Raw genomic sequence first — 15,422 nt, 5'->3', positions numbered from 1 at the left:
TCAGCGCTGGGGTACTAACTGCCCATCGGCGCCGACATTTAGGCGAATGGTGGGCGTCAATAAACCAGCTGGAAGCCGCATGCCTAAACCGCGTAGATCGCCTGGGGTGATGGCCAGTTGGCTGCCGGCCGGTAGCTCGCCTTGGGAGGCCAACTGGCTAGCAAGCTCTAGCATGGGGGCCATGCGCTGGGTGTCGGTGGCGAGGACATCAAAGGCTACCGGTAGGCGTAAATTAGCATCATCGCCAGAGGTCAGCGTGACGTCCTGTTCATAGTTACCTTCCACAGGATCAACCCCAGGCATATCCAGTGCCCAGCGAAAACCCGACATCTCCACCGGGGGCATACCCGCAGGTAAGCCCAGCCCCATGGCAATGGTGGCCTGAACGGGCAGGCTGCCAGCGCCAAGGCTGGAAGCAATCAGGCTGGTTAAATCGCTGGTGTCCAGCCCCGCATTAATACTGTAAGGCCCAATGCGAACATCCTCGACCCCCAGAGAGGTCACCGCCAAACGAAACGCAAACAGGCCGGTTTGAGGCAGGGCGAGGCAGCCCGTGAGCAGGCTGGCAAGGCCAAACAGGGTCAGCCAGCGCCAGTAGCGAGCAATATAAAACATAAGACTCCCCTTAAGTAGGGCGTAAGTAGTGGGGTAATGGCGCCAAGAGTAAGGTGCTGATGCGAACTTACTAGGTTTGGGCTAATAAGCGCGGCTATTTGAGGGCTGAAGCCATTTTCTGTCAAGACAATTTGCGTGTTCAGGTGCTTATTGAAGGCTAGAACCAAAACGCCCGCTTGGCGATGCAAGCGGGCGGGTTCAAAAGACAGCTACTAAAGCGATCAGCGACGGCTCTTGCGCGCCTCTTTGGTGCGGTTGAGCTCGCGCTTTTTGGCCTTCTCTTTGTCGCTGGCGCCCGCCATGGTATCGAACGGGTTACTGCCCGAGCGAAACTCAAAGAGAATCGGCGTGCCGCGCACTTTCAATACCTTGCGGAAAGTGTTGGTCAGATAACGACGGTAGGCTTCCGGCACTGCTTCGGTCTGGTTTCCGTGGACGACGATAATCGGCGGGTTGCTGCCMCCCTGGTGAGCCATCCGCAGTTTAATGCGTCGACCGTGCACCATCGGCGGTGGGTTTTGGCTTACCGCGTCCTGAAGCAGGGTGGTTAGCCGGTTGGTCGACCAGTGGGCATTAGCGGCGTCAAAGGCGCGATCAATCGAGGGGTAGAGATCGCCCACCGCCGTGCCGTGCAGGGCAGAGATAAAGTGCAGCTCGGCGTAATCCGCAAAGCCTAGGCGTCGCTTCACCTCGGTGCGCATTTTATCCTTGGCCTCGGTCTCTAGGCCGTCCCACTTATTGACGGCCAGCACCAGTGCACGACCTGAGGTCAACACGTAGTCAAGCAGGTGCAGGTCCTGCTCCACCAGGCCGCTGGAGCCATCCAGCACCATGATCACCACGTGCGATTCCTTGATCGCATCCAGGGTCTTGATGATGGAAAATTTCTCGGCAATTTCGCTCACGTTCTTGCGCCGCCGAATACCCGCCGTATCAATCAGCACATAGGGCTTGCCGCGGCGCTCAAAAGGAATCTCGATAGCATCGCGGGTGGTGCCCGCTTCATCAAAGACCACCACCCGATCTTCMCCCAGCAGGCGATTGACCAGGGTGGATTTGCCCACGTTGGGGCGACCAATCACGCCAATGCGAACGCCTTTGCTGCCGGTATCCGCGGGAATGCTGGCATCGCGCTCGGGAAACGGTTCGAGTACCACGTCAATCAGGGTAGAAACGTTGCGCCCATGGGCGGCCGCAATCGGCCAGGGGTCGCCTAGCCCCAACGACCAGAAGTCGCCCATCGCCGAATGCTCTTCCAGCCCGTCGGTTTTATTCACCACCAGCCAGGTTTTTTTCTGGTTAACCCGCAGGTGGTTGGCAATCGCCTGGTCTGCAGCGATAAGGCCGGCGCGGGCGTCGACCATAAACAGCACAATATCGGCTTCATCAATGGCAGCGAGTGACTGCTCCGCCATGGCGGCGTCGATACCCTCTTCGTCGCCGCTGATGCCGCCGGTGTCAATGACCGTATAGACCTTATCGCCCAGCATGCCATTGCCGTACTTGCGGTCGCGGGTGAGGCCAGGAAAATCGGCCACCAGGGCATCACGCGAGCGCGTTAGGCGGTTAAACAACGTCGATTTGCCCACATTGGGGCGACCGACTAAAGCAATGACGGGTGTCATGGAGTGACTTCCAGGGTTTCCAGGCGACCATTGTTGGCCTGGACATGAATGGTGCTGCCTTCAGTGACCGGGCGTACGCTGATGCCCGAGCTGTGCACGCGGGTGCGGCCTACAATGTTGCCTTCACGAGCGTCGATCAGGTGAACATAACCTTCAAAATCGCCGAGTACTAAACGTCCATCGGCGAAGGCCGGGGCAGTCAGCCAACGATCTTCTAAATCGTCGTTGCGCCAGATTTCGCGGCCGCTGTTAGCGTCGAGGGCGACGACTTGGCTATCGTCAGTGACCACAAACAGGAAGTCGCCGACCAGAATGGGTGTATGGCGGCTGGAAAGATCCGCCTCCCAAAGGACGTCGCCTTGGGTCGCTTCCAGCGCTACCACACGGCCGTTGTAGCTGGTTACAAACAGGCGGCCATCGGGGCTGATGATCGGCTGGCCGGAAAGGTCTACCAGGCGCTCTACTTCGCTACGCCCACTGGGGGTGGCTATCTGCATCTCCCATAGCGGCTGGCCGCTGCGGTTATCCAGTGTGGCCAAGCGGCCGTTAGCGAGGCCAACAAAGCTGACGGGATCAATCACCATCGGCGTGCCGGTACCACGCAGGGTGAGTGACGGCTGCGAACTGGTGTATACCCAGCGCTCTTCGCCAGTGGCGCGGTCCATGGCGGTCACGCGGCCATCGACACTTTGTACGACCAGCAGCTGCTGATTGGCCTGGGGGGCGGCAAGCACTTCGCTGGATACCCGTGAGCGCCAGTTTTCGCTGCCATCACGCTGATCCAAAGAGATGACTTCGCCGTTACCGGTGGCCAAATACAGCTGCCCGGCAATCGCCGTTAACGCGCTGGAAATAGTAGTATCCAGGTCGATTTCCCACTCAACGTCGCCGCTATTGGCATCCATCGCCATCACCACGCCTTCTGCGTCTGCAGCGAACACGCTGTCGCCTTCACGGGAAGGCTCAATGGGGTAGCGCGAGTGACCAAAGCCATCACCGACGTTGCGCCGCCACTGAGTCTCTAGCGAGGAGGTCTCGTCGAAACTCGTTAGCTCTTTGGGGGTATAGGCAGGTTCGCCTTTGCTGGCACAGCCAGCCAGCAGAGCCAGCGCTAATGCGCCTAAGCTTGCCCGTACCAGCTGTTTTGAAATGCCCCACGTATTTGAAGTGCTAATCGTCATTGTGTCGCCTCCTCAGCGCCGAGATCGTCAAGCTTGAACTGCACGCCGTAAAGCGGCTGGTCTTGGGTTTGTGCCAGTTGTAGGGCGGTTTCCCATGCCTCGCGGGCCGCCTCGGTGTCGCCCTGGGCAGCGAACGCATCGCCGCGTACGTTGGCCCGTTGAGCCGCTAGCGCGTCGCTAATCGGCTCGTCTAGCAGCGCCAGTGCCTGAGTCGGGTTGCCGTCAGCGAGCTCAACACGGGCCAAACGCAGCCATGCAAGGCTTTGTACATAGCGGCGCGAGGAATCGGCAGCGCTTTCCAGCGCAGTTCGCGCGCTTTCCAGATCGCCTTGCTGCACAGCCAGGCGTGCATCCAGCAGTAGCGCGAGTTCCGCGTAGAGCGTATCGCCATGCTCGTCGGTCAGTTCGCTGACCATTTCCCGGGCGCTTGCTAGCTGTTCTTCGTCAAGCTCGTTACCAGCGGTCATATTGGCGAGCTGCTGGTAGCGCATTGAGGCTGCTTCGGCCTGGCCCTGTTGATAGTTCTGCCAGGCATTCCAGCCAAATACCCCAGCCGCTGCCAGGACAGCGCCTGCAATCAATGACATGCCGTTCTCTTTCCACCAGCGTTTGACGGCGTCTAGCTGCTCTTCTTCGCTTCTCAGCTCCMCCACGGGCGGGCTCCTATTCTTCTACAATCGTATGTTTAGACTGTCGCATGCGAGCAGGCGGCTAGCCTGCAGGGCTTATGCGTTAGCCGTCAAAAACTCGCGCAGCGTGCGGCCTAATGCTGCTTGGGGAACGTGTTGTTGTTCGCGGTCATCGCGCAGAAATTTGACGGTTGCTGACTGCGCCGCGATTTCATCTTCACCGATCAGAATGGCCATTGTGGCGCCGCTCTTGTCGGCTTTTTTGATCCGGCTTTTGAAACTGCCGCCGCCGCAGTGAAGCTGCAAACGTAGCTCAGGCAGTTCACTACGCAGCTGTTCGGCCAACGTAATGGCCGCCGTGGTGGCGTTATCGTCCATCGGCAGCAGATAAACATCACAACCGCCGAGGGCATCATCGGGAATCAGCTCAAGGGTTTCGAGCAGCAAAATCAGTCGCTCAATGCCCATAGCAAAGCCGACTGCCGGGGTCGGTTTGCCCCCCAGCTGTTCGACCAAACCGTCGTAACGACCGCCTGCGCAGACGGTTCCCTGGCTGCCCAGGGCGGTGGTGGTCCACTCGAACACGGTGCGGCRGTAGTAGTCGAGCCCACGCACTAGGCGCGGATTGATCACATAATCAATACCCGCCGCTTCAAGCATCTTAGTGAGCTGCTCAAAGTGTTCCCGGGACTCGGCATCCAGGTGGTCCATCAGCTGCGGCGCGGCGTCGAGCATCTCGGCCATAGCCGGGTTTTTGGAATCGAGAATACGCAGTGGATTACTGGTCAAACGGCGCTTGGAGTCTTCATCAAGGACGTCATGGTGCTGCTCAAAGTAGCTCACCAGGGTGTCTCGGTAGGCCGCCCGTGCTTCCGATGAACCCAGCGAGTTAAGCTCCAGGGTCACGTGCTCCATGAGTCCCAGTTCTTGCCACAGGCGTGCCGAAAGCAGGATCACCTCGGCGTCGATATCCGGGCCATCAAAACCGAAGGTTTCTACGCCAATCTGGTGGAACTGGCGGTAACGGCCTTTCTGCGGGCGCTCATAGCGAAACATCGGCCCCTGGTACCATAGCCGCTGGGTTTGGTTATACAGCAGGCCGTGTTCCATGGCTGCACGCACGCAGCTGGCGGTGCCTTCAGGACGCAGCGTCAGGCTTTCGCTGTTGCGATCATCGAAGGTGTACATCTCTTTTTCGACGATATCAGTGACTTCACCGATAGAGCGCGCAAACAGCGCGGTTTGTTCAACAATAGGCGTGCGAATTTCATTAAAGCCGTAGCGCACCATCAGCTGGCGTACTTTGGCTTCAAAAAAATGCCAGCGCGGACTGTCGCTGGGCAGTAAGTCGTTCATACCACGGATGGCTTGAATCTTTTTAACGGCGGACTTGCTCAAAGAAAACTCCTTATTCTGCCATCAGGCGTTGCTCACCCAGGCTGGCAGCCAGCCCCAGCGTTAAACGCTGCGGGCAATCATAGCGTCTTGCTGCTGCTGTTTTTCACGCACTTTATCGCGAATCAGCTTTTCTAAGTCATCGACCAAGTGGTCGTTGCGCAGCTTGCTGGTCGGTTTGCCATCAATGTAAATCAAGTTGGCGGGGCTGCCGCCGGTCAGGCCGATATCGGTCTCTTTGGCTTCACCGGGGCCATTAACCACGCAACCGATTACCGAGACGTTGAGTGGTGTCATGACATCTTCCAACCGTTCCTCAAGCTGGTTCATGGTGCTAATAACGTCGAAGTTCTGGCGCGAGCAGCTGGGACAGGCAATAAAGTTGATACCTTTCGAGCGCAGCKTGAGGCTGCGCAGCATATCAAAGCCGACCTTGATCTCCTCCACCGGATCGGCTGCCAGCGAGACGCGAATCGTGTCGCCGATGCCATCCATCAGCAGCATGCCCAGGCCAATCGATGATTTTACCGTGCCCGAACGCAAACCACCGGCTTCGGTAATCCCTAAATGCAGCGGCTGTTCGATACGCGCGGCAAGGTCGCGATAGGCGGCCACAGCCATAAACACATCCGAAGCTTTTACACTGACTTTGAAGTCGGGGAAGTCGAGGCGATCGAGATAATCAATGTGGCGCATGGCGGACTCCACCAGCGCCGCTGGCGTAGGTTCGCCATACTTCTTCTGTAGGTCTTTTTCCAATGACCCTGCGTTGACGCCAATGCGGATCGGAATGCCATGGTCACGGGCTGCGCTAACCACCGCGCGTACGCGGTCTTCACGGCCAATGTTGCCTGGGTTGATGCGCAGGCAGTCAACACCGAGCTCGGCGACGCGTAGGGCAATTTTATAATCAAAATGGATATCGGCAACGAGCGGTACGTTGACCAGTTTTTTGATCTGACCAAAGGTTTCGGCGGCGTCCATATCGGGCACTGAGACGCGCACGATATCCGCACCGGCTTTTTCCAACTGCTGGATCTGCGCAACGGTGGCGGCCACATCGAGCGTGTTGGTATTGGTCATGCTTTGAACGGCAATGGGGGCATCACCGCCCACCGCGACGTTTCCGACCTGAATCTGACGGGAAAGGCGGCGTTTTATCGGAGAAGGGGCGTGCATAGGACGGGTCACTCTCCCAAGGTAAATCGGGCGACGTTGTTGGCACCTGCTTGGGCGGGAAGGTCAACTTCCTCGCCTTGGTAGCGTAGTTCGACACCGGTGGCATTGCCCACGGTTAAACGAAACGGGGGTTCGCCCTCGACAGTTGTCGAGGTGCCAGGCGTTTGCAGGCCAACGAAGACGCGCTGGTTGGTGGCATCAAAAATTTCAGTCCATGACTGCTCGTTAAACGTCAGCTCTAGGACATTGGCATTAGCGGTCTGTTCGGCAGCGGCGGTTTGCTCGCTGTCCGCACTGCTCTGCTCTTCACTGTCTTGTTGAGTACTGGCCAGCTCGTCGCTTCCATCAGCGCTGCTAGCGGTATCGTTGGTATCATCTAGTGCTGGCTCGTCAAGGCCGGCAATGGCGTCAGCATCATCTTGGCCGCTGGGTGTTGGATCTTGCGTGGCCGACGGTGAGGGCGTGACGTTGGTAGCATTGCTGGGTAGCGTCTCGCTTTCGTCACCACTGGTGAAGCTTGAACTCGCGCTCTCTTCTGCTTCAGCTGGTTCACTGGCCGGCTCTGCAGGGGCGGTAGCGGTCTCTTCCGTGGAGGTAGAGCCAAAGCCCGGCGGCTCGTTGCCACCCCGGCTTTGCCACCACATCACCGTCACCGCGATAAGGCCCACAATGACCAACAAAGTCACCAGCTTGAACAGCCAAGCGCCAATGCGGGAGGGCGGCCTTGCCGTAGAGACCGGGGTGACTTTGCGTTCGGTATCGGTACCGCCACTGCGAGCCTGATAAGCCTCGAGCACCAGCCGATCATCCAGCCCCAGGTATTTAGCGTAGGAGCGCAGATAGCCGCGGCGATAGGCGGCGACAGGAATTTCTTGATAGTTGTCCTGCTCCAGCCCGCCCACCACGGCGGGGCGCAGGTTTAGCGCCCGGGCCGCATCGGCGAGTGGAATACCCAACTGCTCGCGCTGGCGAGCCAGCAGTTCGCCGGGAGAGGCGCTAGTGTTTTGGTCGTTCGTGATAGTGCTATCAATGACGCTTTCTTGTGACTGTGTATCGCTCATGGCTGAGCATCCTTCATTTAATAAGCGGTGATCAGGGCGTCAATCAGTCAGTCGTTGCCAAGCAGGCGCTGGTATTCGGCGGCGGTGCTATGCTCGCCCTGCGCTTGGGCGATATCCACCGCCATTGTTAGCGCTGCTTGGTCGGGCTCGGCGAGCTGTAAATACGTTTGCAGCGGCGCCCAGGCCTGAGAGTAATTGCCCTGCGAATATTCGAGTTCAGCTAACATTAAATAGCCGCGTGAGTTACGCGGATCGATACTTTGCGAGCGCTTCAACCGAGCGCGCGCTTTATCAAATTCTTCCAGCGCCAGATAACACTGCCCTAAATTGGTAAATAACTGGGCACGGTTGGCGTACTGGGCATCTTTTGATGCGGTTTCTAACTGCCCACAGGCAGCGTTGTACTGGCCCTGACCGTATAAGAACGCCGCGTAGTTATTACGGGCACGGGTGAAGTCAGGGTCGGCGTCCACCGCCTGTTGAAAATAGTCGTTGGCTAGGTCACTTTCGCCCTGACGCTGGTAAACAAGGGCCAGCGCCTGCAGTGCTTCGGCATGGCGTGGGGCAATTTCAAGCGCCCGATCCAGTGCGTTGAGTGCGCGGGGAAGGTTATTGCGCTCTAAGTAGGCGACGCCAAGCTGGGTATAGGCATCTGCCGCCGCGGGATTGGCTTGCGCTGTAAGGTTGTTGGACGAGGCACAGCCGGCAAGCCACAAGCTACCGATCAACACGGTGAGCATGGGCACCCGCGATGGGTGTTGGCGCCTGTGGTGAGCGATCATGTAAATCCTCTTGTGGTAAACGTCCGAAAACCAACCCTATGCTACATAAAAACCGTGTCCATCAAAGCGCCGTGCCAAGCGGAAGTCAAGATAAGCCCAATTTTCTACACCTCACCTTAGTCCGCATCAAGCTGTACCGACTGGATATAGCGCGCGCTGCGTTTGGTGCGGTCCTTCACGCGACCAACCAGCTGGCCGCAGGCGGCGTCAATGTCTTCACCTCGGGTCGTTCTTACCGTCGCGTTGTAGCCTAAATCGTATAGCCACTGCTGGAAGCGCATCACTTGGTTGCGCGACGGTTTTTCGTACCCTGAATTGGGGAACGGGTTAAACGGGATCAGGTTGATCTTGCACGGCAGCTCTTTGAGCAGTGCGGCAAGCTGCTCGGCGTGCTCCTGCTGATCGTTGACGTCTTTGATGAGCGTGTACTCAATAGTGACCTGACGATTGTCCGGGCACTTGGAAAGATAGCGATGGCAGGCATCCAGCAGCGCGCGAATATTATATTTGCGGTTGATGGGCACCAGCTCATTGCGCAATTCGTCAGTCGACGCATGCAGCGAAATGGCCAAGCTGACGTCCATTTCATCGCCAAGCTTGTCGATCATTGGCACCACGCCAGAGGTCGACAGCGTTACCCGACGCTTGGACAGGCCGTAGCCGTTGTCGTCGAGCATTAGCTTCATGGCGGGCACAACGTTATCGAAGTTGAGCAGTGGTTCGCCCATGCCCATCATCACTACGTTGGTCACCGGGCGATTGGCCGTGTCACGCCGCGGGCCAACGCTGCGCTGAGCAACCCAGACCTGACCGATAATTTCAGCGGCGGTTAAGTTACGCTGAAAGCCCTGCTTGCCGGTGGAACAAAAACTACAGTCCAGCGAGCAGCCGACCTGGGATGACACGCACAGCGTGCGGCGCTTACCGTTCTCCGCCGGGATCAATACCGTTTCTACATAGCTGCCATCTTCCACTTCCAGCACCCACTTACGCGTGCCGTCGCTGGAAGTACCTTCATAGATCACCCCTGGCCCACGAATTTCTGCCAGCCGTGTTAGTTTTTCCCGCAACGCTTTGGAGAGATTCGTCATGGCGGCAAAGTCATCGCTGCCTTCCTGGTGAATCCACTTCATTAGCTGCGCAGCACGGAACTTCTTTTCGCCGATCGACAAAAAGAAGGCTTCCATCTGCTCGCGGGACATACCAAGCAGGTTTTGAAGCTCAGGCGTCGCTTTGGCAGCAGGTGTGCTGGCGGCGTCTGAGCTATCAGCGTCACGGGGGGCGGGCGTATGTTGGGCTACAGTGGTGGTCATGGCGGTCAGCGTTATAGAAAGGGGCGGGGGACAAGCCCCCGCAAAATGGCCGGCAACGAAAGTTGATTCGGCGGCGCTACCTTGAAGGCTTAGCGCGGGCAGATTTCGTCGTTGCCAAAGAAGTAGCTAATTTCGCGCTCAGCGCTTTCCGGAGAATCAGAACCATGGACAGCGTTAGCGTCGATTGTTTCCGCAAAGTCGGCGCGAATAGTGCCGGGTGCCGCTTCTTTCGGGTTGGTTGCACCCATCAGATCGCGGTTTTTAGCGATGGCGCCTTCACCTTCAAGCACTTGAACAACCACCGGGCCAGAGGTCATGAAGCCAACCAGGTCTTTAAAGAACGGGCGCTCTTTGTGCTCTGCGTAGAAACCGCCAGCCTTCTCTTCGGAGAGGTGAACCATCTTCGCGGCAACAACGTTCAGGCCAGCTTTTTCAAAACGGGCGATGATCTCACCGATCGCATTTTTAGCAACGGCATCAGGCTTGATAATAGAAAGAGYGCGTTCAGTAGCCATGTTAATGGTCTCCTCAAAAAGGCTTAAGCAAAAAGTGCCGCCCCAGAAGGCCAGGGCGGCCCAGAAAATGATTCGGTTAATGGCGCTTCAGCAGCTAACGTTTAATCAGCTAACATTTTAAAAAGCATGCGGGTATGACCCAACTGCCTGAGCGTGTGTATCCAGGTGCGCGATTATAGCGCTTAAGCCGGGGGATGAATACCGGTGATGAAACTCGACACGACAAAGCTTAGACGGTGAAGCTTTCGCCGCAGCCGCACTCATCTTTGACGTTCGGGTTATTGAAGCGGAAAAAGCGGTTCAGCCCTTCGCTGACATAATCCACTTCACTGCCGTTCAGCATCTCCACCGCATCAGGCGCGACATAGACGCTGGCCCCGTGAGCTTCAAAATGCACTTCTTCGTCGCTGACGGTGTCGGCAAAGTCGAGCACGTAGCTATAGCCAGAGCAGCCGCTGGGCTTGACCGAGACGCGCAGGCCGAGCCCTTGGCCTCGCTCGTCAAGCACGTTGCGAATCTGTTGTGCGGCAGCCGGGGTAATATTGAGTGTTGCCATGAGGCGTCCTCCTTAAAAAGTGTCAGCCGCTTTGCGTGGCGGTGTCCGTAAACCGCTCACCGCATGGCGTATGAGCGTTAGCGCATGATCAATGTCGGCTTCGGTGGTAAAGCGCCCGAAGCTAAAGCGCAGCGACGAAAGCGCCAGCGAGCGSGGCGTGCCGATGCCGAGCAGCACGTAGGACGGGTCGACGCTGGCTGAGTTGCACGCCGAGCCGGTAGAAACCGCCACATCGCGTAGCGCCATCAGTAGCGATTCACCGTCGACGCCTTCAAACGCCAAGTTGAGAATGTTGGGTACTGCGCGCGGCTCTTTGTGACCCAAGGGCGTGTTGGAAAACACACCCTCGACGCCTTCAAGGCCGCGCAGAAATCGCTGCTGCAAGCGCGTAATATGGGCGTTGTCTTCGTCGTACTGCTGGTGCATTAGCGCAAAGGCTTCACCCATGCCAGCAATCTGGTGGGTTGGCAGTGTGCCGGAGCGCATGCCGCGCTCATGTCCACCGCCATGAATCAGCGCTTCCACGCGAATGTCCGGGTGGCGCTTCACATACAGCGCGCCCACGCCTTTGGGGCCGTAGGTTTTATGGCCGGACAGCGACATCAGGTCAATCTGCTGGGCCACAACGTCTAGCGGAATACGCCCTACCGCCTGGGCGGCATCAGTATGAAAGGCCGCGCCAAACTCATGGGCGACGGCCGCCAGGGCCGCGATATCGTTGATGCTGCCCAGTTCGTTATTAACCGCCATTAGCGAGACCAGCGCGGTGTCGTCGCGCATCGCCGCGCGCAGCTGTTCGGGTTGAATGCAGCCATCTCGCCCAGGCGTTAGCCAAGTGACTTCAAAGCCCTCTTTTTCCAGCGCAAGGGCGGTATCTACGATGGCTTTATGCTCGATGGTCGAGGTGACTAAGTGTAGGCCACGTTCGCGGTTGGCGCGCATAAAGCCAATTAGCGCTAAGTTATCTGCTTCTGTCGCGCCGCTGGTCCAGACGATCTCTCTCGGATCGGCGCCAATGGCGTCGGCCACCTGGCGGCGCGCCTGCTCAATCACCTGTTCTGCCTGCCAGCCGAGCATGTGGCTGCGCGAAGCCGGGTTGGCGAACAGCTGGTCAACCGTCAGGTAGCGCTGCATCACCTCAACCACGCGGGCATCTGCCGGATTGGTAGCGGCGTAATCCAGGTAAATGGGCAGCGTGGGTGTGGTCATCGTTACGTTCCAGCGGTTGTTCGGTCAGGAAAAGTGAGATCAGGGKGCCGAGGCGAGAATACCCGCCTCAGCACGCTGTTTCTGTCGCGATGCAATACGTATGACATCAGGGCGCAGCATCAGTTGTGCCAGCGTCATATCGTCCAGAAAGTGGCGTATCTGCACGGAAAGCTCGCACCACAAATGGTGCGTCAAACAGGTGTCGCCCTGCTGGCAGTCGGAAAGCCCCTGGCAGCGGGKGGCATCAACGCTTTCATTCACCGCGTCAATCACCTTTGAAACACTAATCGCGTCCGCGGGTTGGGAAAGCAGGTAGCCGCCGCCCGGGCCACGTACGCTATTGACCAAACCTGCACGCCGCAGGCGAGCAAAAAGCTGCTCTAAATAGGAGAGCGATATCTCTTGGCGCTGGGAGATATCGCTTAGGCTGGTCGGGCCGTTGTGGGCATGCAGGGCTAAATCGAGCATGGCGGTAACGGCGTAACGGCCTTTGGTGGTCAAGCGCATGGCAAGCCCCTCGACGCTGAACGCTCAGCGCACTAACGGCAAATGTGCTGCCATTATGGGAAAACCTGAGTGCTTTGGTCAACCATTACGCGGTGGCAGCGTTTCGTGCTCCCTGGTCGACTCATCGGTCGAGTGCTTGCCAACGCCAGGGCAGCCGGTATCCTGCTCATCCAAAATATCGGCAAAATCTTCATCGCGCAGCGCTGGTAACTGCCCATCGCGGTAGTTGTCATCTAACTTGCGCAAGGTAGAGCACATGCGTTCAATACGCTCATCCACGGCGTGCATATGGTCGAGCATGGCCTGCATCGAGCGGGCCACCGGGTCGGGCATGTCTTGGCTGACGCCGTAGGCATCAAAGCCAAATTTCTGGCAAATGGCTTCGCGGCGGGCAGGGTCGACGTCCAATGCCTCTTCCACATCTGGGTCGGCACGTTTAACAATTTTGCCGGGAATGCCAACAACGGTAGACCCCGGCGGTACTTCTTTGGTAACCACCGCGTTGGAGCCGATTTTGGCCCCGGCACCCACGGTGAAAGGCCCGAGTATCTTGGCGCCTGCACCGACAATGACGCCATCGCCCAGGGTTGGGTGGCGCTTGCCTTTACTCCAGCTGGTGCCGCCCAGGGTGACTCCTTGGTAGAGCGTGACGTTATCGCCGACCAGTGCCGTTTCGCCAATGACCACGCCCATGCCGTGATCGATAAAAAAGCGCCGCCCAATAGTGGCACCCGGATGAATTTCAATACCGGTCAGCCAGCGTGAAAACGTCGACAGCGTCCGCGCCAGCCATTTGAGGTTTTTCTTCCACAGCCAGTGGCCGCAGCGATGCAGCAGCAGGGCGTGCAGGCCGGGGTAGTTGGTCAGCACCTCAAGAAAGTTACGTGCGGCTGGGTCGCGGTCAAATACGCTGTTGATGTCTTCACGTAGACGTTGAAACATGAGGTGTTCCTTGGCGTTGAAGGGCGGCGTCTATCAATAATGGAATCACGTTAAGAATAGCGAAGTTGGGGCGCGCAGCGTCAACTTCAAGTTAGTGCTTCCAGCCTAATGCATTACGGTTTGGGCAGCTTGGTGTTCGCAGCCTTTTCGGTGGCCGATAGAATTCCGCGCAAAATATTTATTTCCATACGCTCTGGGCGGGCGCGCAGGTATAAACGGCGCAGTCTTGCCATTAGCTGCCGCGGCTGATCGGGGTCGTGAAAATCAATACCAATCAGCGTGCGCTCTAAGTGCTCAAAATAGCGCTCAAGCTCGGCGTGGGTGGCCAGCTCATCGTCAGCATTAGTTTCGACTGCGGGGGCGTCAGCCTGGCTTAGCCAGGCCATACGACACTCATAGGCGAGTACCTGAACCGCCGCGGCCAAATTAAGCGAGCTAAAATCGGCGTTGGTGGGGATATGCACATGGGCGTGGCAGCGCTGTAGCTCTGCGTTGGTCAGGCCGCTGTCTTCGCGCCCGAATACCAGCGCCACGCGGGCATCAGCAGGCTGGCACTCGCCGGGCAGGCGGTCGGCCAGTGCCCGGGGCGAGAGCATCGGCCAGGGCAGCGTGCGCGAACGTGCACTGGCGCCCACAGTCAACGTGCAATCCGTCACCGCGTCTTCTAGGGTAGCGTAAACGTTGGCTTGATGGAGGAGGTGGTCAGCGCCTGACGCCCGGGAAATGCTGTCCTGGGTAATCACCTCGCAGCGGGGGGCGACAAGGGCCAAATCAGCCAAGCCCATATTGTGCATGGCGCGGGCTACGCCGCCGATATTGCCAGGATGGCTGGTGCCGATTAATACAATGCGAATGCGCTCAAGCATGATAGGGCCCGGTGAAATAGTGCTCGGTAAATAAGCGTAAAACGCGCAGTCTAGCATGAGTCGATGGCATGCCCGAGAGCGGTCTGCTAGAATTACGCGCCAAAGGCGGATATTGCGCCAACCTATTATTAGCTTCACGTTCTTTAACATCACTGTGACAAGGCCCAACCATGAATCCGATGGTCCAATTTACGTTGCGCGCAGCGCGCAGCGCTGTTGAGCATTTCCTGCGTGTTCGCGAGCGTATTGAAAACGCTCACGATGAATTTAATCTTGACCGCCTGCTCGACGAGACAGCGCGCAAGGCCGAAGCGACGATTGTTCAGCAGTTGGAACGCGGTTACCCCCAGCACGGTGTTTCCGGGCGCTTTACGCCGCATCGCGCGGGTGAAGGCGAAGGCGCGGATATCGTCTGGAAAATTGAACCAATGCACGGCTACTCCAATTTAGCCGTTGCCGGTAAGGGCTTTGCACTCTCAGTGGTGTGTCTTATCAAAGGTCGTCCCGAGCACGCGGTGATCATCTGCCCGTTCGCCGACGACGAATATATCGCTAGCCGCGGCCGCGGCGCCCAGCACAACGATAAGCGTATGCGCGTTAGCAAGCCGACCGCCATTAGCGGTACGCGGTTGGCCATGAGCCTGCCGGAAGCTTGGCTGCGCACGCGTCATCTACCCGCTTATTTAACCGTTTCCCAGCAGCTTGCTCCCCAGGTAGAAACCCTGCTGGCCACGGGTTGTGGGCTGCTGGATCTCTGTGAACTGGCCTGTGGCCGTGTCGACAGTGCGTTCGTGTTGGGTCTTGAAGAGCAGGACATGCAGGTCGGTACGCTGTTTTTGAAAGAGGCGGGCGCCTTGATGGGCACGCCAGACGGCCAGCCCTCGGTGAAAGTGGAAGGGCAGCTAATGGCTGCCGGGCCGCGTCTCTACAAAGCGTTGACCAAGCAGCTGACGCCGCACTTCTAAGCCGCTCTGCCTGCGTCATCGACGGCGAATAAAAAATGCCCCTGCTGGGAAACCGGCAGGGGCATTTTGTTATGCCAGAAGA

16 protein-coding genes are annotated in these 15,422 nt (G+C 58.0%); 1 reads left to right on the top strand and 15 read right to left on the bottom strand.

Annotated elements, in window-relative coordinates; genetic code table 11:
- The 15 genes from HALO_RS19645 to HALO_RS19575 all read right to left on the bottom strand — a co-directional run bounded on the left by HALO_RS19645 (window position 1) and on the right by HALO_RS19575 (window position 14,375).
- Entirely contained in the window at window positions 1–615 is a 615-nt protein-coding gene (locus tag HALO_RS19645; protein ID WP_035576662.1) for a hypothetical protein, read from the bottom strand.
- Between the two features lie 221 nt (window positions 616–836).
- On the bottom strand, window positions 837–2,240 hold the full coding sequence (der, locus tag HALO_RS19640) for a ribosome biogenesis GTPase Der (RefSeq protein ID WP_035576663.1): 1,404 nt from the start codon (window positions 2,238–2,240) through the stop codon (window positions 837–839).
- A complete protein-coding gene (gene bamB / locus HALO_RS19635; protein ID WP_035576664.1) occupies window positions 2,237–3,421 on the bottom strand; it encodes an outer membrane protein assembly factor BamB in 1,185 nt (394 codons plus the stop codon). Before bamB ends, der begins: the two co-directional genes overlap by 4 nt.
- Complete coding sequence (locus HALO_RS19630) at window positions 3,418–4,074, bottom strand: YfgM family protein (protein ID WP_050713906.1); 657 nt, start codon at window positions 4,072–4,074, stop codon at window positions 3,418–3,420. Before HALO_RS19630 ends, bamB begins: the two co-directional genes overlap by 4 nt.
- Before the next feature lie 72 nt (window positions 4,075–4,146).
- Window positions 4,147–5,448, bottom strand: coding sequence for a histidine--tRNA ligase (gene hisS / locus HALO_RS19625; protein WP_050713905.1), 1,302 nt, complete (start codon window positions 5,446–5,448; stop codon window positions 4,147–4,149).
- Window positions 5,449–5,508: 60 nt separating this feature from the next.
- Window positions 5,509–6,624 (bottom strand): flavodoxin-dependent (E)-4-hydroxy-3-methylbut-2-enyl-diphosphate synthase, encoded by a 1,116-nt coding sequence (gene ispG / locus HALO_RS19620; RefSeq protein WP_050713904.1) that lies wholly within the window; start codon window positions 6,622–6,624, stop codon window positions 5,509–5,511.
- An 8-nt stretch (window positions 6,625–6,632) separates the two neighbouring features.
- The gene (locus HALO_RS19615; RefSeq protein WP_035576672.1) at window positions 6,633–7,685 is read right to left on the bottom strand and encodes a RodZ domain-containing protein; all 1,053 of its coding nucleotides are present in this window, start codon (window positions 7,683–7,685) and stop codon (window positions 6,633–6,635) included.
- A 47-nt stretch (window positions 7,686–7,732) separates the two neighbouring features.
- Window positions 7,733–8,467, bottom strand: a complete 735-nt coding sequence (gene pilW / locus HALO_RS19610; protein ID WP_035576673.1) for a type IV pilus biogenesis/stability protein PilW — start codon at window positions 8,465–8,467, stop codon at window positions 7,733–7,735.
- A 116-nt stretch (window positions 8,468–8,583) separates the two neighbouring features.
- A complete protein-coding gene (gene rlmN, locus HALO_RS19605; protein WP_035576674.1) occupies window positions 8,584–9,780 on the bottom strand; it encodes a 23S rRNA (adenine(2503)-C(2))-methyltransferase RlmN in 1,197 nt (398 codons plus the stop codon).
- 89 nt (window positions 9,781–9,869) lie between these two features.
- Window positions 9,870–10,295 (bottom strand): nucleoside-diphosphate kinase, encoded by a 426-nt coding sequence (ndk, locus tag HALO_RS19600; RefSeq protein ID WP_050713903.1) that lies wholly within the window; start codon window positions 10,293–10,295, stop codon window positions 9,870–9,872.
- A gap of 229 nt (window positions 10,296–10,524) precedes the next feature.
- The gene (locus tag HALO_RS19595) at window positions 10,525–10,851 is read right to left on the bottom strand and encodes a HesB/IscA family protein (RefSeq protein WP_035576675.1); all 327 of its coding nucleotides are present in this window, start codon (window positions 10,849–10,851) and stop codon (window positions 10,525–10,527) included.
- Between the two features lie 12 nt (window positions 10,852–10,863).
- Window positions 10,864–12,060: an aminotransferase class V-fold PLP-dependent enzyme gene (locus tag HALO_RS19590; RefSeq protein ID WP_050713902.1), complete on the bottom strand. Its 1,197-nt coding sequence runs from the start codon at window positions 12,058–12,060 to the stop codon at window positions 10,864–10,866.
- Window positions 12,061–12,099: 39 nt separating this feature from the next.
- Window positions 12,100–12,567, bottom strand: coding sequence for a Fe-S cluster assembly transcription factor (locus tag HALO_RS19585; protein WP_050713901.1), 468 nt, complete (start codon window positions 12,565–12,567; stop codon window positions 12,100–12,102).
- A 78-nt stretch (window positions 12,568–12,645) separates the two neighbouring features.
- Entirely contained in the window at window positions 12,646–13,509 is an 864-nt protein-coding gene (gene cysE, locus HALO_RS19580) for a serine O-acetyltransferase (RefSeq protein WP_035576678.1), read from the bottom strand.
- 113 nt (window positions 13,510–13,622) lie between these two features.
- Complete coding sequence (locus HALO_RS19575) at window positions 13,623–14,375, bottom strand: RNA methyltransferase (RefSeq protein WP_035583048.1); 753 nt, start codon at window positions 14,373–14,375, stop codon at window positions 13,623–13,625.
- Window positions 14,376–14,545: 170 nt separating this feature from the next.
- On the opposite strand from HALO_RS19575, the gene HALO_RS19570 reads away from it, so the two are divergent.
- Window positions 14,546–15,340 (top strand): inositol monophosphatase family protein, encoded by a 795-nt coding sequence (locus HALO_RS19570; protein WP_035576679.1) that lies wholly within the window; start codon window positions 14,546–14,548, stop codon window positions 15,338–15,340.
- Window positions 15,341–15,422: the final 82 nt, after the last annotated feature.

It is taken from the genome of Halomonas sp. R57-5 (assembly GCF_900070345.1).
Lineage (GTDB): Bacteria > Pseudomonadota > Gammaproteobacteria > Pseudomonadales > Halomonadaceae > Vreelandella > Vreelandella ventosae_B.
Note: the sequence above shows the minus strand (reverse complement) of the source record. Positions and strands in the feature narration are given on the sequence as shown.

Coding starts and splice junctions, on each gene's coding strand:
- HALO_RS19645 (WP_035576662.1), bottom strand. CDS start 615: ATGTTTTATATTGCTCGCTACTGGCGCTGGCTGACCCTGTTTGGCCTT.
- bamB (WP_035576664.1), bottom strand. CDS start 3,421: ATGACGATTAGCACTTCAAATACGTGGGGCATTTCAAAACAGCTGGTA.
- HALO_RS19615 (WP_035576672.1), bottom strand. CDS start 7,685: ATGAGCGATACACAGTCACAAGAAAGCGTCATTGATAGCACTATCACG.
- pilW (WP_035576673.1), bottom strand. CDS start 8,467: ATGATCGCTCACCACAGGCGCCAACACCCATCGCGGGTGCCCATGCTC.
- rlmN (WP_035576674.1), bottom strand. CDS start 9,780: ATGACCACCACTGTAGCCCAACATACGCCCGCCCCCCGTGACGCTGAT.
- HALO_RS19595 (WP_035576675.1), bottom strand. CDS start 10,851: ATGGCAACACTCAATATTACCCCGGCTGCCGCACAACAGATTCGCAAC.
- cysE (WP_035576678.1), bottom strand. CDS start 13,509: ATGTTTCAACGTCTACGTGAAGACATCAACAGCGTATTTGACCGCGAC.
- HALO_RS19575 (WP_035583048.1), bottom strand. CDS start 14,375: ATGCTTGAGCGCATTCGCATTGTATTAATCGGCACCAGCCATCCTGGC.
- HALO_RS19570 (WP_035576679.1), top strand. CDS start 14,546: ATGAATCCGATGGTCCAATTTACGTTGCGCGCAGCGCGCAGCGCTGTT.